Source organism: Pseudomonas sp. B21-051, assembly GCF_024748795.1.
Taxonomy (GTDB): domain Bacteria; phylum Pseudomonadota; class Gammaproteobacteria; order Pseudomonadales; family Pseudomonadaceae; genus Aquipseudomonas; species Aquipseudomonas putida_A.
In genome coordinates this window covers 3,191,384-3,209,030 of the sequence record NZ_CP087166.1, presented here as the reverse complement: position 1 = coordinate 3,209,030, position 17,647 = coordinate 3,191,384, and the positions used below count along the sequence as shown (strand labels likewise).

Annotated in this window: 14 protein-coding genes; 7 read left to right on the top strand and 7 right to left on the bottom strand. The window is 60.5% G+C overall.

Annotated features, from left to right (window positions below; genetic code table 11):
* Window positions 1-31: 31 nt before the first annotated feature.
* The 3 genes from mapR to LOY52_RS14240 all read right to left on the bottom strand — a co-directional run bounded on the left by mapR (window position 32) and on the right by LOY52_RS14240 (window position 3,484).
* On the bottom strand, window positions 32-1,441 hold the full coding sequence (mapR, locus tag LOY52_RS14250) for a GntR family transcriptional regulator MpaR (RefSeq protein ID WP_258674492.1): 1,410 nt from the start codon (window positions 1,439-1,441) through the stop codon (window positions 32-34).
* 168 nt (window positions 1,442-1,609) lie between these two features.
* Window positions 1,610-3,040 carry a cytochrome c oxidase accessory protein CcoG gene (ccoG, locus tag LOY52_RS14245; RefSeq protein ID WP_258674490.1) on the bottom strand — a complete coding sequence of 477 codons (1,431 nt, stop codon included), beginning with the start codon at window positions 3,038-3,040 and terminating at the stop codon, window positions 1,610-1,612.
* Between the two features lie 195 nt (window positions 3,041-3,235).
* On the bottom strand, window positions 3,236-3,484 hold the full coding sequence (locus LOY52_RS14240) for a DUF3203 family protein (protein ID WP_258674489.1): 249 nt from the start codon (window positions 3,482-3,484) through the stop codon (window positions 3,236-3,238).
* Between the two features lie 122 nt (window positions 3,485-3,606).
* On the opposite strand from LOY52_RS14240, the gene LOY52_RS14235 reads away from it, so the two are divergent.
* The gene (locus LOY52_RS14235; protein WP_027613723.1) at window positions 3,607-4,119 is read left to right on the top strand and encodes an MgtC/SapB family protein; all 513 of its coding nucleotides are present in this window, start codon (window positions 3,607-3,609) and stop codon (window positions 4,117-4,119) included.
* Window positions 4,120-4,233: 114 nt separating this feature from the next.
* Here the strand turns inward: LOY52_RS14235 and LOY52_RS14230 are convergent, their stop codons facing one another.
* Window positions 4,234-4,392, bottom strand: coding sequence for a hypothetical protein (locus LOY52_RS14230; RefSeq protein WP_003224520.1), 159 nt, complete (start codon window positions 4,390-4,392; stop codon window positions 4,234-4,236).
* A gap of 217 nt (window positions 4,393-4,609) precedes the next feature.
* Between LOY52_RS14230 and LOY52_RS14225 the strand changes: the two genes are divergently transcribed.
* The 4 genes from LOY52_RS14225 to LOY52_RS14210 all read left to right on the top strand — a co-directional run bounded on the left by LOY52_RS14225 (window position 4,610) and on the right by LOY52_RS14210 (window position 12,991).
* Window positions 4,610-6,607, top strand: coding sequence for an alpha-1,4-glucan--maltose-1-phosphate maltosyltransferase (locus LOY52_RS14225; protein ID WP_258674486.1), 1,998 nt, complete (start codon window positions 4,610-4,612; stop codon window positions 6,605-6,607).
* A gap of 183 nt (window positions 6,608-6,790) precedes the next feature.
* Entirely contained in the window at window positions 6,791-10,132 is a 3,342-nt protein-coding gene (treS, locus tag LOY52_RS14220) for a maltose alpha-D-glucosyltransferase (protein ID WP_258674485.1), read from the top strand.
* A gap of 2 nt (window positions 10,133-10,134) precedes the next feature.
* Window positions 10,135-12,366: a 1,4-alpha-glucan branching protein GlgB gene (gene glgB / locus LOY52_RS14215; protein ID WP_258674484.1), complete on the top strand. Its 2,232-nt coding sequence runs from the start codon at window positions 10,135-10,137 to the stop codon at window positions 12,364-12,366.
* A gap of 235 nt (window positions 12,367-12,601) precedes the next feature.
* Window positions 12,602-12,991 carry a hypothetical protein gene (locus LOY52_RS14210; protein WP_258674482.1) on the top strand — a complete coding sequence of 130 codons (390 nt, stop codon included), beginning with the start codon at window positions 12,602-12,604 and terminating at the stop codon, window positions 12,989-12,991.
* Between the two features lie 60 nt (window positions 12,992-13,051).
* Here LOY52_RS14210 and LOY52_RS14205 read toward each other — a convergent pair whose 3' ends face one another.
* Window positions 13,052-14,122 (bottom strand): autotransporter outer membrane beta-barrel domain-containing protein, encoded by a 1,071-nt coding sequence (locus LOY52_RS14205; RefSeq protein WP_258674480.1) that lies wholly within the window; start codon window positions 14,120-14,122, stop codon window positions 13,052-13,054.
* 268 nt (window positions 14,123-14,390) lie between these two features.
* On the bottom strand, window positions 14,391-15,173 hold the full coding sequence (locus LOY52_RS14200) for an endonuclease/exonuclease/phosphatase family protein (RefSeq protein ID WP_258674479.1): 783 nt from the start codon (window positions 15,171-15,173) through the stop codon (window positions 14,391-14,393).
* Between the two features lie 541 nt (window positions 15,174-15,714).
* Between LOY52_RS14200 and LOY52_RS14195 the strand changes: the two genes are divergently transcribed.
* Both LOY52_RS14195 and LOY52_RS14190 read left to right on the top strand, forming a co-directional pair.
* Window positions 15,715-16,086, top strand: a complete 372-nt coding sequence (locus LOY52_RS14195; RefSeq protein WP_258674478.1) for a DUF6124 family protein — start codon at window positions 15,715-15,717, stop codon at window positions 16,084-16,086.
* Between the two features lie 140 nt (window positions 16,087-16,226).
* Window positions 16,227-16,586 carry a DUF6124 family protein gene (locus tag LOY52_RS14190; RefSeq protein WP_258674476.1) on the top strand — a complete coding sequence of 120 codons (360 nt, stop codon included), beginning with the start codon at window positions 16,227-16,229 and terminating at the stop codon, window positions 16,584-16,586.
* Window positions 16,587-16,763: 177 nt separating this feature from the next.
* Here LOY52_RS14190 and LOY52_RS14185 read toward each other — a convergent pair whose 3' ends face one another.
* Window positions 16,764-17,522 (bottom strand): PIG-L deacetylase family protein, encoded by a 759-nt coding sequence (locus LOY52_RS14185; protein WP_258674475.1) that lies wholly within the window; start codon window positions 17,520-17,522, stop codon window positions 16,764-16,766.
* Window positions 17,523-17,647 lie beyond the last annotated feature (125 nt).

The window sequence follows — 17,647 nt, the reverse complement described above, 5'->3', positions numbered from 1 at the left end:
GCGATGGGGACAGCACAGGCAACATCGACTGTCAGAACGACCGCACAATCCGCCCCAACGTCTCCATCGCCCTCTCCGAATCCTCGGTCCAAGGGCTGCCGTAATTCAAGCGGATACAATTTCTGAAGCGCTGGGTCGGCGAGAAGATCGGCCCCGGCGCGATGCTGATGCCCTGCGCCAACGCCATCTGAAACAATTTCAAGGAATCCATCTGCGGTGGCAGTTCCAGCCACAGGAAATAGCCGCCTGCCGGTTGGCTGACGCGTGTCTGCGCCGGGAAATAGCGGGCAATCGCTGCGAGCATCGCGCTTTGCTGTTCTTCCAGGGCATAGCGCAGTTTGCGCAAGTGGCGGTCGTAGCCGCCGTGTTGCAGGTAGTCGGCGATGGCTGCTTGCGCCGGCATCGAGGCACAAAGCGAGGTCATCAGTTTCAGTCGTTCGATTTTCTGTGCGTAGCGCCCGGCGGCGACCCAGCCGATGCGGTAACCGGGGGCCAGACTCTTGGCGAACGAGCCGCAGTGCATCACCAGCCCTTCGGTGTCGAAGGCCTTGGCCGGTTTCGGTGCCTGCTGTCCGTAATAGAGTTCGACGTAGACGTCGTCCTCGATCAGCGGCACCTGATGCCGGCGCAGCAGTTCCACCAGTTCCTGTTTCTTCGCCTCGGGCATGGTCGCGCCCATCGGGTTCTGGAAACTGGTCATGCACCAGCAGGCCTTGATCGGATGGCGCTCCAGGGTCTGGGCGAGCACGCCGAGGTCGATACCGTCGCGCGGGTGCACGGGGATTTCCACGGCTTTGAGCTTCAGCCGTTCCAGCACTTGCAGGCTGGCATAGAACGCCGGGGCTTCGATGGCCACCAGATCGCCCGGTTCGGTGACCGCTTGCAGGCACAGGTTCAGCGCTTCGAGGGCGCCATTGGTGATCAGCAATTCTTCCATCGGCAGCATCAGCCCGCCGACCATGTAGCGCAGGGCGATCTGCCGGCGCAGTTGCGGATTGCCCGGCGACATGTCGGTGACCACCATGCGCGGATCCATTTCCCGTGCGGCGCTGGCCAATGAGCGCGACAGCCGTTGCAACGGGAACAGGGTCGGGCTGGGGAACGCCGAGCCGAAGGGTACGGTGCTCGGGTCCTTGATCGATTCCAGCACCGAGAACACCAGTTCGCTGACGTCGACTTCGGTGGAGTCGTTGACGTGGCTGCTGATCACCGGCTCCGAGAACGGACTCGGTGCGTGGGTGTTGACGAAGTAACCGGAGCGCGGCCGCGCGCGGATCAGCCCGCGACGTTCGAGCAGGTAATAGGCCTGGAACACCGTGGACGGGCTGACCCCGTAAGTCTGGCTGGCGTAGCGCACCGAGGGCACCCGTTGCCCGGGGCCGAGCACGCCGGAGCGGATCAGTTCAGCGATGTCGTCGGCGAATTTTTCGTAGCGTTTCATCGGTATCCCGCGATGGACTGAATTCGGATTGCTTTTTGTGGCGAGGGAGCTTGCTCCCGCTGGGCTGCGCAGCGGCCCCAAAAGCTTGTGAGTGCTACGCACTCAAGCGGGAGCAAGCTCCCTCGCCACAGGTATCGCAGTGTCAAAAGAGAGCTGCATCTTAAGGGATCAACGATTCATCGGCGCCACAAACCTGCTTTTCGCCACGCTGTAAATCTGCGGCTGGTTGCTGTCGGCGATCTTGAAGCTCAAGGTCTGCGAGCTGCTGGCCGGGCGCTCGGTGGTCATCGCCACCGACACCGGCACATCGACAATCTCCCCCGGCGCCAGGCTCAGTTCGGTCTTGCCCTGCAACTGGAAGCCGTCGCCATCCACCAGGCTCAGGTGGTAGTCCTGGCGCTGCTGGGTCTTGTTGATGACCTTGAGGGTGTAGATGTTCTCGATCTGGCCCTGACCGTTCTCGCGGAACAGCCCGCGATCCTTGGTCACGTCCAGCGAGACCATGGGCCGTTCGACCAAGGCCAGCGCCAGCGCGCCGATCATCACCAGCAGCACCGCGACATAACCGATCAGCCGTGGGCGCAGCAGGTGGGTCTTGCCGCCCTGCAACTCGCGCTCGGAACTGTAGCGGATCAGGCCGCGCGGGTAGTTCATCTTGTCCATGATCGAATCGCAGGCGTCGATGCACGCCGCGCAGCCGATGCATTCCATTTGCAGGCCGTCGCGGATGTCGATGCCGGTCGGGCAGACTTGCACGCACAACTGGCAATCGATGCAATCACCGAGGCCGGCTTCGGCGGGTTTCACGTCACGCTTGCGCGGGCCACGGTTTTCGCCACGGGCGACGTCGTAGGAAATCGCCAGAGTGTCCTTGTCGAACATCACGCTCTGGAACCGCGCATACGGGCACATGTGCATGCACACCGCTTCGCGCAGCCAACCGGCGTTGATGTAAGTGGCGGCGGTGAAGAACAGCACCCAGAACAGGCTGACCCCGCCGATTTGCAGGGTGAACAGCTCTTCGGCCAGCGGGCGAATCGGCGTGAAGTAGCCGACAAAAGTCAGCCCGGTCATCACGCTGATTGCCAGCCAGAGAGTGTGCTTGGCCGCGCGCCGCGCCAGTTTGTTCAGGCCCCAGGGCGCCGCTTGCAGTTTGATCCGCTGGTTGCGTTCGCCTTCGGTGACTTTCTCGCACCACATGAAGATCCACGTCCACGAGCTCTGCGGGCAGGTGTAACCACACCAGACCCGGCCGGCGAACACGGTGATGGCAAACAGGCCGAACGCGGCAATAATCAGCAGCGCCGAGAGCAGGATGAAATCCTGTGGCCAGAAGGTCGCGCCGAAGATGTGGAATTTGCTTTCGGCCAAGTCCCACAGCACCGCCTGACGACCGCCCCAGTTCAGCCACACGGTGCCGAAGAACAGCAGGAACAGAAAGCCCGCGCCGCTGATGCGCAAGGTGCGGAACAGGCCGGTGAAACTGCGAGTGTGGATGTGATTGTCGGTGGAGCCGGCCTTCGCCTTCATTGGGCGACCAGGCACATTTTTTATGGTGGGGCTTACTTCTACGGTTCGGACGGGGATTTGTTCGCTCATGGTCGTTCGCTCATCAGCCTCCATCAGGCGGATGAACTATGAGCGCCGATCTGTTTGCATAACAGACTCAGCTATTTGAATAAAAAGCGTATCAGATGGCGTTTCGCACACATCCTGCGACAACTTGAAGCAGCCCGCAGACGCAGGCGCAAACGCCTATCGCAGGCGTCTGCACCGAGTGTTGATCAGGGTCAGTCAAATCACCGAATCACTCTCGTCAGCCTTCAGGTGCTTGCGACCGTCCCTGGCGCCGGCGACGGTCAATGCGTCTGCCTCGGCTTCGGTGATGTAAACGCGCCGACCTTCAATCTCCACAAACGACATGGCTTTTTCACTGTCGGTTTTGACTTCCAGGGTGTCGCAGATGCGAATTTCTTCGCCATTTTCCACGGTGAAAAAACACACTTTGGATTCGGGATTGGATTCATCGATTCGAACGGGCATGAGGCTGTCCTTTTTTCATGGGTACCTGAAAGGTTAGGGCGCGCGCTTTGCTGATCGTTCTGCGCAACTGATTAATGGTCGCCGCTGTCCATCCCCTAACGACAAATAAGAAGGATGGAGCGATGAACGCCTGGTGGCATGAAGTGTGGGTGACGCTGCAAGCGGAGTTCGCCGATGTCGGCGATGCCTCGCAACTGACGCGCATTACCGTGCGCCTGTTGATGGCGGCGGTGCTGGGCGGAATTCTCGGTTTCGAACGGGAGCACAAGGGCAAGGCCGCCGGGGTGCGTACGCACATGCTGGTGGCGTTGGGGGCGGCGCTGTTTGTGCTGGTGCCGCAGACCTCAGGGGCTGAATCCGATGCGATGAGCCGGGTGTTGCAGGGGGTGATCGCCGGGATCGGCTTTCTCGGTGCCGGGACAATTCTGAAGAATCAGGAAGGTGACGAAGGGCACGTGAAAGGGCTGACCACGGCAGCCGGGTTGTGGATGACGGCGGCGATCGGCGTAGCAGCCGGGTTGGGCAGGGAAGCGACGGCGCTGCTCAGCACTTTGCTGGCGCTGGGGATTTTCAGCGTGATGCCACGGGTGGTCAGGATGTTCGAGAAAGACGGCGAGAAAAACCAGCATCTGTAACACACCGCACACAACTTGTAGGAGCTGCCGAAGGCTGCGATCTTTTGATTTTGCTCTTAAAAACAAGATCAAAAGATCGCAGCCTTCGGCAGCTCCTACAGGGGGGCGCGCTGCTCAGACGATGACGGGTGGCATCGTCGTCGGTGGTTCTTCCTTCGGCGGTGGCGTGGTGCCCGGTGGTTCCTGCTCGGGAATCGGCTGTGGCTCGGTCTCCGGCAGGGTGGGTTTGTCGATGTTCGGATCAGGCGTTTCGGCCGGGATCGGGATGTTCATCTGTAGACCTCCGTGTGGCACATGGCGTGAGAAGTGCTTAAGTGGATTGACCACCGTGTGATGAATTCGATCCGCTTTTTTGTCCAGACAAATCCCTGTGAACTTTTCCCCGCGCCGGTCGCTCGGAACCTAAGTCAGTTCAAGTCGGGGCCGGTGCCTCATTGTGAACACTGTTCCGGCACAAGAGCGTCCTTGGGGCGTTAAGGAGAGATGCTCGATGTCTGCTGAAAAACCTTCAGAGCAGAGCTACAACCCGCACATGCCGCTGTCGCAGGCGTTGCTGCTGCCGCGCATCGTGATCGAAAACACCATGCCGACCCTCGATGGAGGCCAGTTTGCCGTGAAGTCGATCGTCGAGCGTGACGTGATCGTCACCAGCAAGGTCTTTGCCGACGGCCACGACAAGCTGGCCGTGCGCATCCGCTGGCGCGCGGAGGGCGAAGAGACCTGGCATAGCGAGGTGATGAACGAGCTGGGCAATAACAGTTGGCAGGGGCAGTTTCGTCCTGAACGCCAGGGTCGCTACCTGTATTGCATCGAAGCGTGGATCGACCATTTCGCCAGTTTCCAGTACGAGTTGGAGAAGAAGCACAACGCCGCCGTCCCGGTGTCGCTCGAACTGCAGGAAGGCCGCAGCATGGTACAGCAGGCCGCCGAGCGCAGCGAAGGTCAGCTCAGCGAGCAACTCGCCGCCTTGCACCATGAATTGTCCGGCCTGCTCGAAACCGAGCAGGTGGCGCTGTTTTTGCACTCGCGCAGTGCGCAATTGATGGCGCAGGCCGATCACCGTGCCTACCTAAGCCTGAGCGCCGAATTCCCGGTGGATGTCGAACGGGAACTGGCCGAGTTTGCCAGTTGGTACGAATTGTTTCCGCGCTCGATCACCGACGATCCCAACCGGCACGGTACTTTCAACGACGTGCACTCGCGTCTGCCGATGATTCAGGACATGGGTTTCGACGTGCTGTACTTCACGCCGATCCACCCGATCGGCCGCGCCCACCGCAAGGGCCGCAACAATTCCCTGACCGCCGGCCCCGATGATCCGGGCAGTCCGTACGCAATTGGCAGCGAGGAGGGCGGGCACGAGGCGATTCACTCGCAGCTCGGTACTCGCGAAGACTTCCGCCGGCTGGTGGCCGCCGCCGCTGAGCATGGCCTGGAAATCGCCCTCGATTTCGCCATTCAGTGTTCGCAGGATCACCCGTGGCTCAAGCAGCATCCGGGCTGGTTCAACTGGCGCCCGGACGGCACGATCAAATATGCGGAAAACCCGCCGAAGAAATACCAGGACATCGTCAACGTCGACTTCTATGCGCCGGACGCGATCCCCAGCCTGTGGGTCGAGCTGCGCGATATCGTCGTCGGCTGGGTCAACGAAGGCGTGAAGATCTTCCGCGTCGACAATCCGCACACCAAGCCGCTGCCGTTCTGGCAATGGCTGATCGCCGATGTTCGGGCGCTGCATCCGGAAGTGATCTTCCTCGCCGAAGCGTTCACCACCCCGGCGATGATGGCGCGGCTGGGCAAGGTCGGTTATTCACAGAGCTATACCTATTTCACCTGGCGCAACACCAAGTCGGAGCTGGCGACCTACTTCACCGAACTCAACGAGTCGCCGTGGCGCGAATGCTACCGGCCGAACTTCTTCGTCAACACGCCGGACATCAACCCGGCGTTCCTGCATGAGTCGGGGCGTCCGGGTTTTCTCATTCGTGCGGCGCTGGCGACCATGGGCTCGGGCCTGTGGGGCATGTATTCCGGTTATGAGCTGTGCGAAGCGGCGCCGGTGCCGGGCAAGGAGGAATACCTCGATTCGGAGAAGTACGAGATCCGTGTCCGCGACTTCAACGCGCCGGGCAACATCATTGCCGAAATCGCCCAGCTCAACCGCATCCGCCGGCAGAACCCGGCGCTGCACACGCACCTGGGGCTGAAGGTCTACAACGCCTGGAACGACAACATTCTGTACTTCGGCAAGCGCAGCTTCGACGGCAGCAATTTCATTCTGGTGGCGGTGAGCCTCGATCCGCACAACGTGCAGGAAGCCAATTTCGAACTGCCGCTGTGGGAGATGGGCCTGCCCGACGACGCAACCACCCACGGTGAGGACTTGATGAACGGGCATCGCTGGGACTGGCATGGCAAATACCAGTTCATGCGGATTGACCCAGCGTACCAGCCGTTCGGGATTTGGCGGATTACTGCCGCTTAAGGTCGTGCACAGAACCTTGTGGCGAGGGAGCTTGCTCCCGCTCGGCTGCGCAGCAGTCGTAACCCAAGTGAACGCGGTGCATCAGAACAAATGCAATGGGGCTGCTTCGCAACCCAGCGGGAGCAAGCTCCCTCGCCACAGGTATTAGCCGCGTGGCTTTCCAGAATTCAGCAGGAGTTTCACATGGCGAAGAAACCCAAGGCAGCCACCTTTATCAAAGACCCGCTCTGGTACAAGGACGCGGTGATCTATCAAGTACACGTCAAATCGTTTTTCGACTCCAACAATGACGGGATCGGCGACTTTCCCGGCCTGATTGCCAAACTCGATTACATCGCCGAACTCGGCGTCAACACCATCTGGCTGCTGCCGTTCTATCCCTCGCCACGCCGCGATGACGGCTATGACATCGCCGAATACCGCGGGGTGCACAGCGACTACGGGACCATGGCCGATGCCAAGCGCTTTATCGCCGAGGCGCACAAGCGTGGTTTGCGGGTGATCACCGAGTTGGTCATCAACCACACCTCCGATCAGCACCCGTGGTTCCAGCGGGCGCGCAAGGCCAAGCCTGGCTCGGCGGCGCGCGACTTCTATGTGTGGTCGGATGACGACCAGAAATACGACGGCACGCGGATCATCTTCCTCGACACCGAGAAGTCCAACTGGACCTGGGACCCGGTCGCCGGCCAGTACTTCTGGCACCGTTTCTATTCGCACCAGCCCGACCTCAACTTCGACAATCCGCAAGTGATGAAAGCGGTGCTGTCGGTGATGCGTTACTGGCTGGACATGGGCATCGACGGCCTGCGCCTCGACGCCATTCCGTACCTGATTGAACGCGACGGCACCAACAACGAAAACCTGCCCGAGACCCACGACGTCCTCAAGCAGATCCGTGCCGAGATCGACGCCAATTACCCCGACCGCATGCTGCTGGCCGAGGCCAACCAATGGCCGGAAGACACCCAATTGTATTTCGGCGACACCGATGCCGAGGGCGTCAATGGCGACGAATGCCACATGGCCTTTCACTTTCCGCTGATGCCGCGCATGTACATGGCACTGGCCCAGGAAGATCGCTTCCCGATCACCGACATTCTGCGGCAAACCCCCGAGATTCCGGCCAACTGCCAGTGGGCGATCTTCCTGCGCAACCATGATGAGCTGACGCTGGAGATGGTCACCGACAAGGAGCGCGACTACCTGTGGAACTATTACGCCGCTGACCGCCGCGCGCGGATCAACCTCGGCATTCGTCGGCGTCTGGCGCCGTTGATGGAGCGTGACCGCCGCCGCGTCGAGCTGCTCAACAGCCTGCTGCTGTCGATGCCCGGCACGCCGACCCTGTATTACGGCGACGAAATCGGCATGGGCGACAACATCTACCTCGGCGACCGTGATGGCGTGCGTACGCCGATGCAATGGTCGATCGACCGCAACGGCGGTTTCTCCCGCGCCGATCCGGCCAGTCTGGTGCTGCCGCCGATCATGGATCCGCAGTACGGTTATCTGTCGGTCAACGTCGAAACCCAGGCCGGCGACCCGCATTCGCTGCTCAACTGGACGCGGCGCATGCTCGCTGTGCGCAAGCAGTCCAAGGCGTTCGGTCGCGGCACGCTGAAGATGCTTTCGCCGAGCAACCGACGGATTCTGGCCTATACCCGGGAATTCACCGACGCCGATGGCAAGCACGAAATCATTCTTTGCGTGGCCAACGTCTCGCGCAGCGCGCAGGCGGCGGAACTCGATCTGTCGGCCTACGTCGGCATGGTCCCGGTGGAGATGCTCGGCGGTAACGCGTTCCCGCCGATCGGCCAGTTGAATTTCCTCCTGACCCTGGCGCCGTACGGTTTCTACTGGTTCGCCCTGGCCACGGAAAACCAGATGCCGAGCTGGCACGTGGAACCGGCGCAGAGCCTGCCGGACTTCACCACCCTAGTGCTGAAAAAACGCATGGAAGAACTGCTCGAAACGCCGACCCGCAACACCCTGGAGCAGAGCATCCTGCCGAGCTGGCTGCAGAACCGCCGCTGGTTCGCCGGCAAGGACGCAGCCATCGAGCAGGTCAATCTGGCCTATGGCGTGCGCTTCGGCGACGCGCAACATCCGGTGTTGCTCAGCGAGATCGAAGTCACCAGCGCCGGGCAGACCAGTCGCTATCAATTGCCGTTCGGCTTCATCGCCGAAGATCAGGTCGGGCCGGCGTTGCCGCAGCAACTGGCATTGTCCCGTGTTCGTCGCGGACGTCAGGTGGGTTTGATCACGGATGCCTTCAGCCTTGAAACGTTTGTCCACGCGGTGCTGCAAGGCATGCAGAGCAACACCGTGCTCAACTCCGAACAGGGCGAAATTCGTTTCGCGCCGACCGCGCAACTGGAAAAACTCGGCCTCGGTGCCGAATCCGAGGTGCGTTATCTGTCGGCCGAGCAATCGAACAGTTCGGTGGTGATCGGCAACAGTCTGGTGCTGAAGCTGATTCGCAAGGTCGCTTCGGGTGTACACCCGGAACTGGAAATGAGCGCGTACCTGACCGAGGCCGGTTTCGCCAACATCTCGCCGCTGCTCGGCTCGGTGATCCGCCGCGATGGCGCTGGCGAAGACAATCTGCTGATGATCGCCCAAGGCTATCTGAGCAATCAGGGCGATGCCTGGGAATGGACGCAGAACAACCTCGAACGGGCGTTGCGTGACGAGCTGGCCGACGCGATGTCCGAGCAGGAACAGCATTACAACGCCCTCGGCGAACTGAAGGACTTTGCCGGCATGCTCGGCCAGCGTCTGGGTGAAATGCACCAGGTGCTGGCGGCGCCGAGCGACAACCCCGACTTCGCCCCGCAAACCACCAGCGCCAAGGACGCCCAAGCCACTGGCAAGGACGTTGCGGCGCAGGTCGAGCATGCCTTGAAGCTGCTCAAGCAGCATCAGAGTCACTTGAGCGCGGCGGATCAGAAAATGGTCGCGCGGCTGCTGGACAACAAAAAAGTCATCCTCGGCCATGTGCAGGAACTCGCGCAGAAAGCTGTGGGCGGCTTGCGGATTCGCGTCCACGGCGACTTGCATCTGGGTCAGGTGCTGGTGATCAAGGGCGATGCTTATCTGATCGATTTCGAGGGTGAACCGGCGCGGCCGCTGCACGAACGGCGCGGCAAACACAGTCCGTACAAGGACGTCAGCGGCGTGCTGCGCTCCTTCGATTACGCGGCGGCAATGACGATCAACGTGCACAACGTCGATCACAGTCCAGAGTCCGAAGCGGCCCGGCATCGGGTTGCCGAGCGCTACCTGCGTGAGGCGCGCGAGGCATTTGTTCAGGCGTATCGCCAAGCGGCAGCTAGTCTTGATCATGCCTGGCAGGATCCTGCGGGTGCCGACGCTGCGCTTGCGCTGTTCGGCCTGGAGAAGGCGGCCTATGAAGTGGCCTATGAAGCCGAAAATCGCCCCACGTGGCTGCCCGTGCCGTTGCACGGTTTGTATGGGTTATTGACAGGGCTTAAACCCTTTTCCGATCTTGGTGGAGAGTAGTCATGAGTTTCTCGAACAAGGAACAGGGTCACGCTAAAGAAGCGTTATTGCCGGCGGCGCAGGACATCGACGCGCTGGTGCGCGCCGAACATCGAGACCCTTTTTCCATTCTCGGCCCGCACGGCGATGGTGCCGGCGGGCAATTCATCCGCGCTTATCTGCCGGGTGCATTGAAAGTCGAAGTGCTGGACAAGGACAGCGGTGAAGAACGCGGCGAGCTGCAAGCCACCGAAACGCCGGGATTGTTTGTCGGGCACTTCGATCAGGCGCGGCCGTACCTGCTGCGCACGCGCTGGGCCGGTGGCGAACAGGTCACTGAAGATCCCTACAGCTTTGGTCAATTGCTCGGCGAAATGGATTTGTATCTGTTCGCCGAAGGCAATCATCGCGACCTCAGCAGCTGCCTCGGCGCACAACTGACCACGGTCGATGGCGTCGACGGTGTGCGTTTCGCCGTGTGGGCGCCGAATGCTCGCCGAGTGTCGGTGGTCGGCGATTTCAACGTGTGGGACGGTCGCCGCCATCCGATGCGCCTGCGCCATCCATCCGGGGTCTGGGAGTTGTTCATTCCGCGCCTGCAAGCGGGGGAGTTGTACAAATACGAGATTCTTGGCGCCCAGGGCATCCTGCCGCTGAAGGCTGACCCGATGGCCTTGGCCACCAGTCTGCCGCCGGACACCGCTTCGAAAGTCGCCGCGCCGCTGCAGATCAACTGGCAGGATCAGGACTGGATGAACGGCCGCCGCGAGCGGCAGAAGCATTCAGCGCCGCTGTCGATCTACGAATTGCATGCCGGATCGTGGCAGTGCGAACTGGACGATCTGGGCGAAGTCGCCCGCCAGTACACCTGGCCGGAGCTGGCCGAGCGGCTGATTCCTTACGTCAAGGAGCTGGGCTTCACCCACATCGAACTGATGCCAATCATGGAGCACCCGTTTGGCGGCTCATGGGGTTATCAGTTGCTCTCGCAATTCGCCCCGAGCGCCCGATACGGCACGCCGGAGCAATTCGGCGAGTTCGTCGATGCCTGCCACCGTGCCGACATCGGCGTGATCCTCGACTGGGTGCCAGCGCATTTTCCTACCGATACCCATGGCCTGGCGCAGTTCGACGGCACGGCGTTGTACGAATATGGCAACCCGCTGGAAGGCTTTCACCAGGACTGGGACACGCTGATCTACAACCTGGGGCGCACCGAAGTGCACGGCTACATGCTGGCGTCGGCGTTGCACTGGTTGAAGCATTTCCACATCGACGGTCTGCGTGTGGATGCGGTGGCCTCGATGCTGTATCGCGACTATTCGCGCAAGGCCGGTGAATGGGTGCCGAACCGCCACGGCGGGCGCGAGAATCTGGAAGCGATCGATTTCCTCCGGCACTTGAATGACGTGGTCGAACTGGAAGCCCCGGGGGCGCTGGTGATCGCCGAGGAGTCCACCGCATGGCCGGGCGTCAGCCAGAGCACCCAGCAGGGTGGTCTCGGTTTCGCCTACAAATGGAACATGGGCTGGATGCACGACTCGCTGCACTACATCCAGCAGGATCCGGTGTACCGCGCGCATCACCACAACGAATTGAGTTTCGGCCTGGTTTACGCCTGGTCCGAGCGCTTCATCCTGCCGATCTCCCACGACGAAGTGGTGCACGGCAAGCACTCGCTGATCGACAAGATGCCCGGCGACCGCTGGCAGAAATTTGCCAACCTGCGCGCTTATCTGAGCTTCATGTGGACCCATCCGGGCAAGAAGCTGTTGTTCATGGGCTGCGAATTCGGCCAGTGGCGCGAGTGGAATCACGATCAGCAACTGGACTGGTACCTGCTGCAATACTCGGAACACAAAGGCGTGCAGAAACTGGTTGGCGATCTTAATCGGCTGTACCGCGAGGAACCGGCGCTGCACGACCAGGACGATGCCCCGCAGGGTTTCCAGTGGTTGATTGGCGATGACGCGATCAACAGCGTGTACGCGTGGCTGCGCTGGAGCAAGGACGGCAAACCGGTGCTGGTGGTCGCCAACTTCACCCCGGTGCCGCGCCAGTCGTATCGGGTCGGCGTGCCGTTTGCCGGGCGCTGGGCGGAGTTGCTCAACAGTGATGCCGACACCTACGCCGGATCCAATTATGGCAATGGCGGCGGGGCGTTTACCGAAGAGGTGCCGAGCCATGGGCAGTCGCTGTCGCTGGAGCTGAACCTGCCGCCGCTGGCGGTGTTGATCCTCAAACCTGAAGGTTGATCCGCGACCGCGTCGCTGCCTTCGCGAGCAGGCTCGCTCCCACATTGAAATGCATCTTCTGTGGGAGCGAGCCTGCTCGCGATCTCGTACTCCTGAAAAGTGATCATGTCCACTGTCATAGGTGACAGTAGACGCAGGTCTCTCTGGGCGGCTTACTGCACTGGCGTACTGGTGGAGCTGCGCAGTCCCATCTACCGCATCCTGTTTTATAACCGGTCGATAGAGGGTGAAGGACATGACGATAGCTGAAGGAAAATGGGGCGACGATGCCGATATTGGTACTGCACCTTTTGAGGCAAAAGGTATTTATCCTGCGCCTTTTATAAAGGATGCCGTCGGGAATGTCGTAACGATGACAGCGGCAACGCAGAATTTGTATTATGTTTTCAAACCTTATGAGGGGATTTCCGTGGGGCAGCTTGTTGCTCGTCAACTAGACAATATTGACGGTCCCGATGGCTCATCCGATTATCTCGTCGTAGATGTCAATGCAGATGTTGAATGGCGAATGCCAGCGAGCTTGTTCCGTAATTCGACAGAGATCCGTATCTGGTACAAGGTTTTCCAGAACAGCGTTGAGATCGGTGTGTCGGACCTTGGCACATACAAGATTGTGCATGAATGAATAGCGATGCTCTTGTGAAATCGTTCCCGGTATGACCGGGAACGAACCGCTCGAGTCGTATTACCAACGCATCCGAACCCCCAGACTGCCAATCAACCCGTTCAGATCATTGTCATCCACGTCACTGCTGTAATCGGCGCTGACATACAGGCTGACCGCCGGCGTCACCCGCGCCACCAACCCCAATCCCAATTCGACCGTCGATGACTTGCGGCTGCTGCTGATCTTGTCGACCTGATCGAGGGTCACCGTGTTGCCGGTATAGACCGTGTGCCAGAGGTTGGTACGCACGTAGGGCTCCACCGGCAGACCGTTCACATCGTAACTGCCTTTTAGGCGGGCGCCGACGCGGCCGCTCCACGCCGACAGATCCGTTGACGAAGCATTGCCGGAACCCGCGTACGGCGTGTCGAGGGTGATGCGCTGGTTGATCAGTTGCGCTTGGGGTTCAACCACCCAGTTGCCGCCCAGGCCGATCGGATACCCACCTTCGACCGAGAAGGTCATCGCACTGCCTTCGGTGGCCTGGCGCGCGCCTTGTTCGTTGCGACTGAAACCACTGACCCGACCACCACTGGCGGACAGGTCGACATGCCAACCCTGCGCACCAGTCAGGCGGTAATAGGCGCCGAGGCTTTGGCCTTGCAGATTCAAGGTGTCGGTGGTCGGATTGGCGAGGGCGCGACTGCTGATCAGGCCGCCGCTGTTGGCCATGATCTGATTTTGTCCGCCAATCAGGCCGATTGTCTGGGTGTGACCGCCGGCGCTTTGTATGGTCATTACTGGCGGGCCTTTGAAGTCGCCGTTGCCGGGCGGGGCAAAAACTGACGACAGCACGTCGGTTTGCGCTTGCCGAGCGCTTTGCCCGTACAGCCGGTCCCAGGCCGCCGGCGTCAGATCCTCGGTGACGAGGTCGGCGCCTTGCAAATCGGGACGCGGGCTCAGGCGTTGTGGCTCGGGGGTGACAACGGTCGCCGGCAGGGTCAGAACGGGCATGTCCTGGCGATACCAGGGAGTGGTTTCATCCGCCGCAGGTCCGGCCTGCGCCTCCATGGATGAGCACAGCAGAATCGAACTCGACACTGTGCAAAACGTCACTTTGATCTCTTGTGGGGTGAATGAGCTTTTCATGGAGGTCTACCTTGCAAGCGCATGCGGGATCTCTTTTCTGGCGTCTCTCCTACCCCGAACGAGGGGCGACCGAATGGAGCGGGGCGAACCGCAGCGCTCGATTTCGCGAGTGCCGGAAGGGTCGCCCCGGTTAGTGATTCCGGGGGTAGTAAGGTAGAGATAAGAAGAGTGATGCCCATGCGTCAAGAAACTGCACGATGAGCGGTAAGGCTAAATCAGGCGCTGCAAGCGTTTGTTTTTCTGCACATATCCAAGTGTTTGTCTGTGCTCACAAATGCACTTCCACCGCCAGCGGCAAATGATCTGACAAGTGCGTCCACGGCTTGTTGCCAAGTATCTGCGGGTCGTGGCTGCTGGCATTGCGCAGGTAGATGCGGTCCAGGCGCAGCAACGGAAAACGCGCCGGGTAGGTCTTGGCCGGGCGGCCGTGGTGGCGTTCGAAGGCTTCGTGCAGGTAATCGCGGCGGGCGAGGGCGGCATTGCCCTGCAACTGCCAGTCATTGAAGTCGCCGGCAATGATCACCGGTGCATCGTCGGGCAATGATTCGAGCAACTGGCAAAGCAGCTGCAACTGCAATTGGCGGTGGCTTTCCAGCAGACTCAGGTGAACGCAGATCGCGTGGACTTCGGCGTGGCCCGGTACGTCCAGCACGCAGTGCAGCAGGCCTCTGCGCTCAGGGCCGGTGATCGACACGTCGAGGTTGCGGTATTCGCGGATCGGGTATTTCGACAGCAGGGCATTGCCATGGTGGCCATCGGGGTACACCGCGTTGCGCCCGTAGGCAAAGTCGCTCCACATGCTGTCGGCGAGAAATTCGTATTGCGAGGTTTGCGGCCATTCGTTGTAGCGATTGGAATGTCGCTCGTGTTCACCCACCACCTCCTGCAGAAACACCAGATCGGCCGAGGTGCTGCGCACCGCTTCGCGCAGTTCCGGCAGGATGAAGCGCCGGTTGAGGGCGGTAAAACCCTTGTGAGTGTTGACCGTCAGCACGCGCAGGCGATGGATGACGGGTGCGTCGACGGCGTGACGCTTGGGATCGCTGGACACGTTCACTCCTCTGAAAAAACGGCTTCCTGTTCATGCGACTGGTCTGTGAGCGGGCAGTTCCTTCCAGATGCCCCATGCCGTAATACAAATCACCTGAGCCGCCAGAAAACCTGTGGGAGCGAGCCTGCTCGCGAAAGCGCTCGACCAGACAACATCAAAAAACCGAGCAGCCTCGGACATAAACGTGAATCGGCAAGCGCGTTTAAAATACACGAACCGTTACGCCATAACGGCTACAACGCCTTGCGCCGTTACCTACGCGTACGCCAGAATCCGCCGGCTTACACGGCTATGCGTTGGGCTTTATCGTTTCCCTGTCACTGGAAAACAGTGATCGGGTTTGGTAGCCCATTTCGGTACGGTCGTATGGCGTCACCTTATGTAGCCTCTTTTGGGGGCTCAGTTTTATGGTGGACATGCGTGGGGCTCATTCGTGAGCGCCGGGTTCCGTATCGACCGGTCTACCAACCCGCGCATGGCCGCCACCCATCGTTTGGTAGCGAGGGTGATGGCTCCTATTTCTCGATACGGAGTTTCATCCATGTTCAAAGCCACACCCAACCCCCCAGACACCTCGATCCCGTACGATCCAGCCCTCGACCCGCAGAAGATAAAAGCGGCAACCGACCGCGCCATCAACTTCTACCTCAACCCCGGCGCCCTGAAGATCTCGATCCCTTCAACCACGTCATGCAAGGCGAACAGAATCTTCCTCATCGACCCCACCGTGGACGAAGAAACCTTGCTCGTCGAAGCCTGCGAATCCTTAGCCGCGGCCAGTGACATGGCCCGAGATATCGGCGACACCGTCGACCACTCGCAGCGCCGGGCCATGCTGATGCTGCATCAGGTAATCATGCTCAGTGAGCTGATGGTCAACCGGGTACTCGACGGCCGCCGCGTGCCGAACTAACTGCCCGGTCCCCGTGTAGGAGCTGCCGAAGGCTGCGATCTTTTGATTTTGCTTCTAAAAACAAGATCAAAAGATCGCAGCCTTCGGCAGCTCCTACAGGGAGTCATTCTTCCAAAGTACCTTGATCGGAGTTCCAGCTGATGCCCGAAACCCCACCCAATCCGCCAATTACAGACCCGGTATCACCCTACGAATCCCTCAACTCCAGAAAACTCCACGAAGCCGCCGAACGCGCCCTCGATCACTACCTTGCGCCCGCGCACATCATGGCGACGCCTTACACCCCCAGCAGCATGTTCCTCGTCAATCCACAAACCGACACTGAATCGCTGCTGGCAAACGCCTGCGAATCCCTGGCCTCGGCCACGGTCATGCTCGGGGATTTCGCCGGGACGCTGGAGGGGCCGAGTCGTAATACGGTGTTAGGCATTGCCCAGGTGGTGATGCTCGGGGAGTTGGCGGTGAATCAGGCACTGGATAACGTGGTGCCCAAGGAATAGGCGCCAACAGTAATGGCCCCTTCGCGAGCAGGTCTAATCGGGTGTTGCCATAGCCATTGGCTCGCCGCATACCAATGTGGGAGCGAGCCTGCTCGCGAATGCGGTGTGTCAGCCAGCACTTTAAGTGCCGACAACGCCTATTCGCGAGCAAGCTCGCTCCCACAGGGGGAATGTGTTTCAGATGAAGACGATTTCGTACGGCAAGCGCATGCGCTCGAGGATCACCCGTGGCAACAGCGGCGCAATGCCGATCGCCGGTTCGCCCATGAGCTGGCTGGCGTAGGCATGGGTGGCGTGGCTCTTGCGCGCCACGGTCCAGGTGTCGAGTCGCAGTTTGCGCGCACGTTCCCAGGGGATGAGGTTCTGATCGCGTTCCGGCCAGTGCCAGGCCCAGACCGGCACGTCATGGAACGTTGCGCCGACTTGCGCTGCCGCTTTGGCACTGGCTTGGCCGACTGCTTCGTGATCGTCAGTACGATCGTCGCGCCAAGTGCTGAACACCACGTCGCCGGGGCGCAGGTAGCGAGCGATGAATTCGGTGAGGTCGGCCTCGCGGTCGAGCAGCGCGTTGTCGGTGAACCCGCCACGCACCCATTTCAGGCTGTGCATCGGCAAGCCGAGACGGCGCAGGGCTTCGACACTTTCTTGAGGCCGGAACACGCTCAGGCGTTTTTCCGACCATTGCCGTGAACCGGGATGGCTGGCGCTGCCGTCAGTGATTGACAGCAGTTGCAGCGGATGGCCGAGGCTGGAGAGCAGTTGCAGGAGCCCGCCACAGGTCACCACTTCATCGCCCGGATGCGGGGCGACAACGACGGCTCGGGCGCCGGGTGGCACCAGACTGTGGGTATTGATGACGGGGATGTTGTCCAGTTGCCGGGCGCTGTTCCATATTTGCGCCGGCAGCGGATTATCGCTGAGGGATAACGGTTTCATGGGTATTACGTCCTTGTTGTCTCTGGCCCTCAATCGTGCAGACACCGTGAAAAATCAGGTGCGCGCGACCCGTGAAGGCGGATGAATTGCCGTGCGACGCTCCGAACCCTGGATTGCCGCGCAGC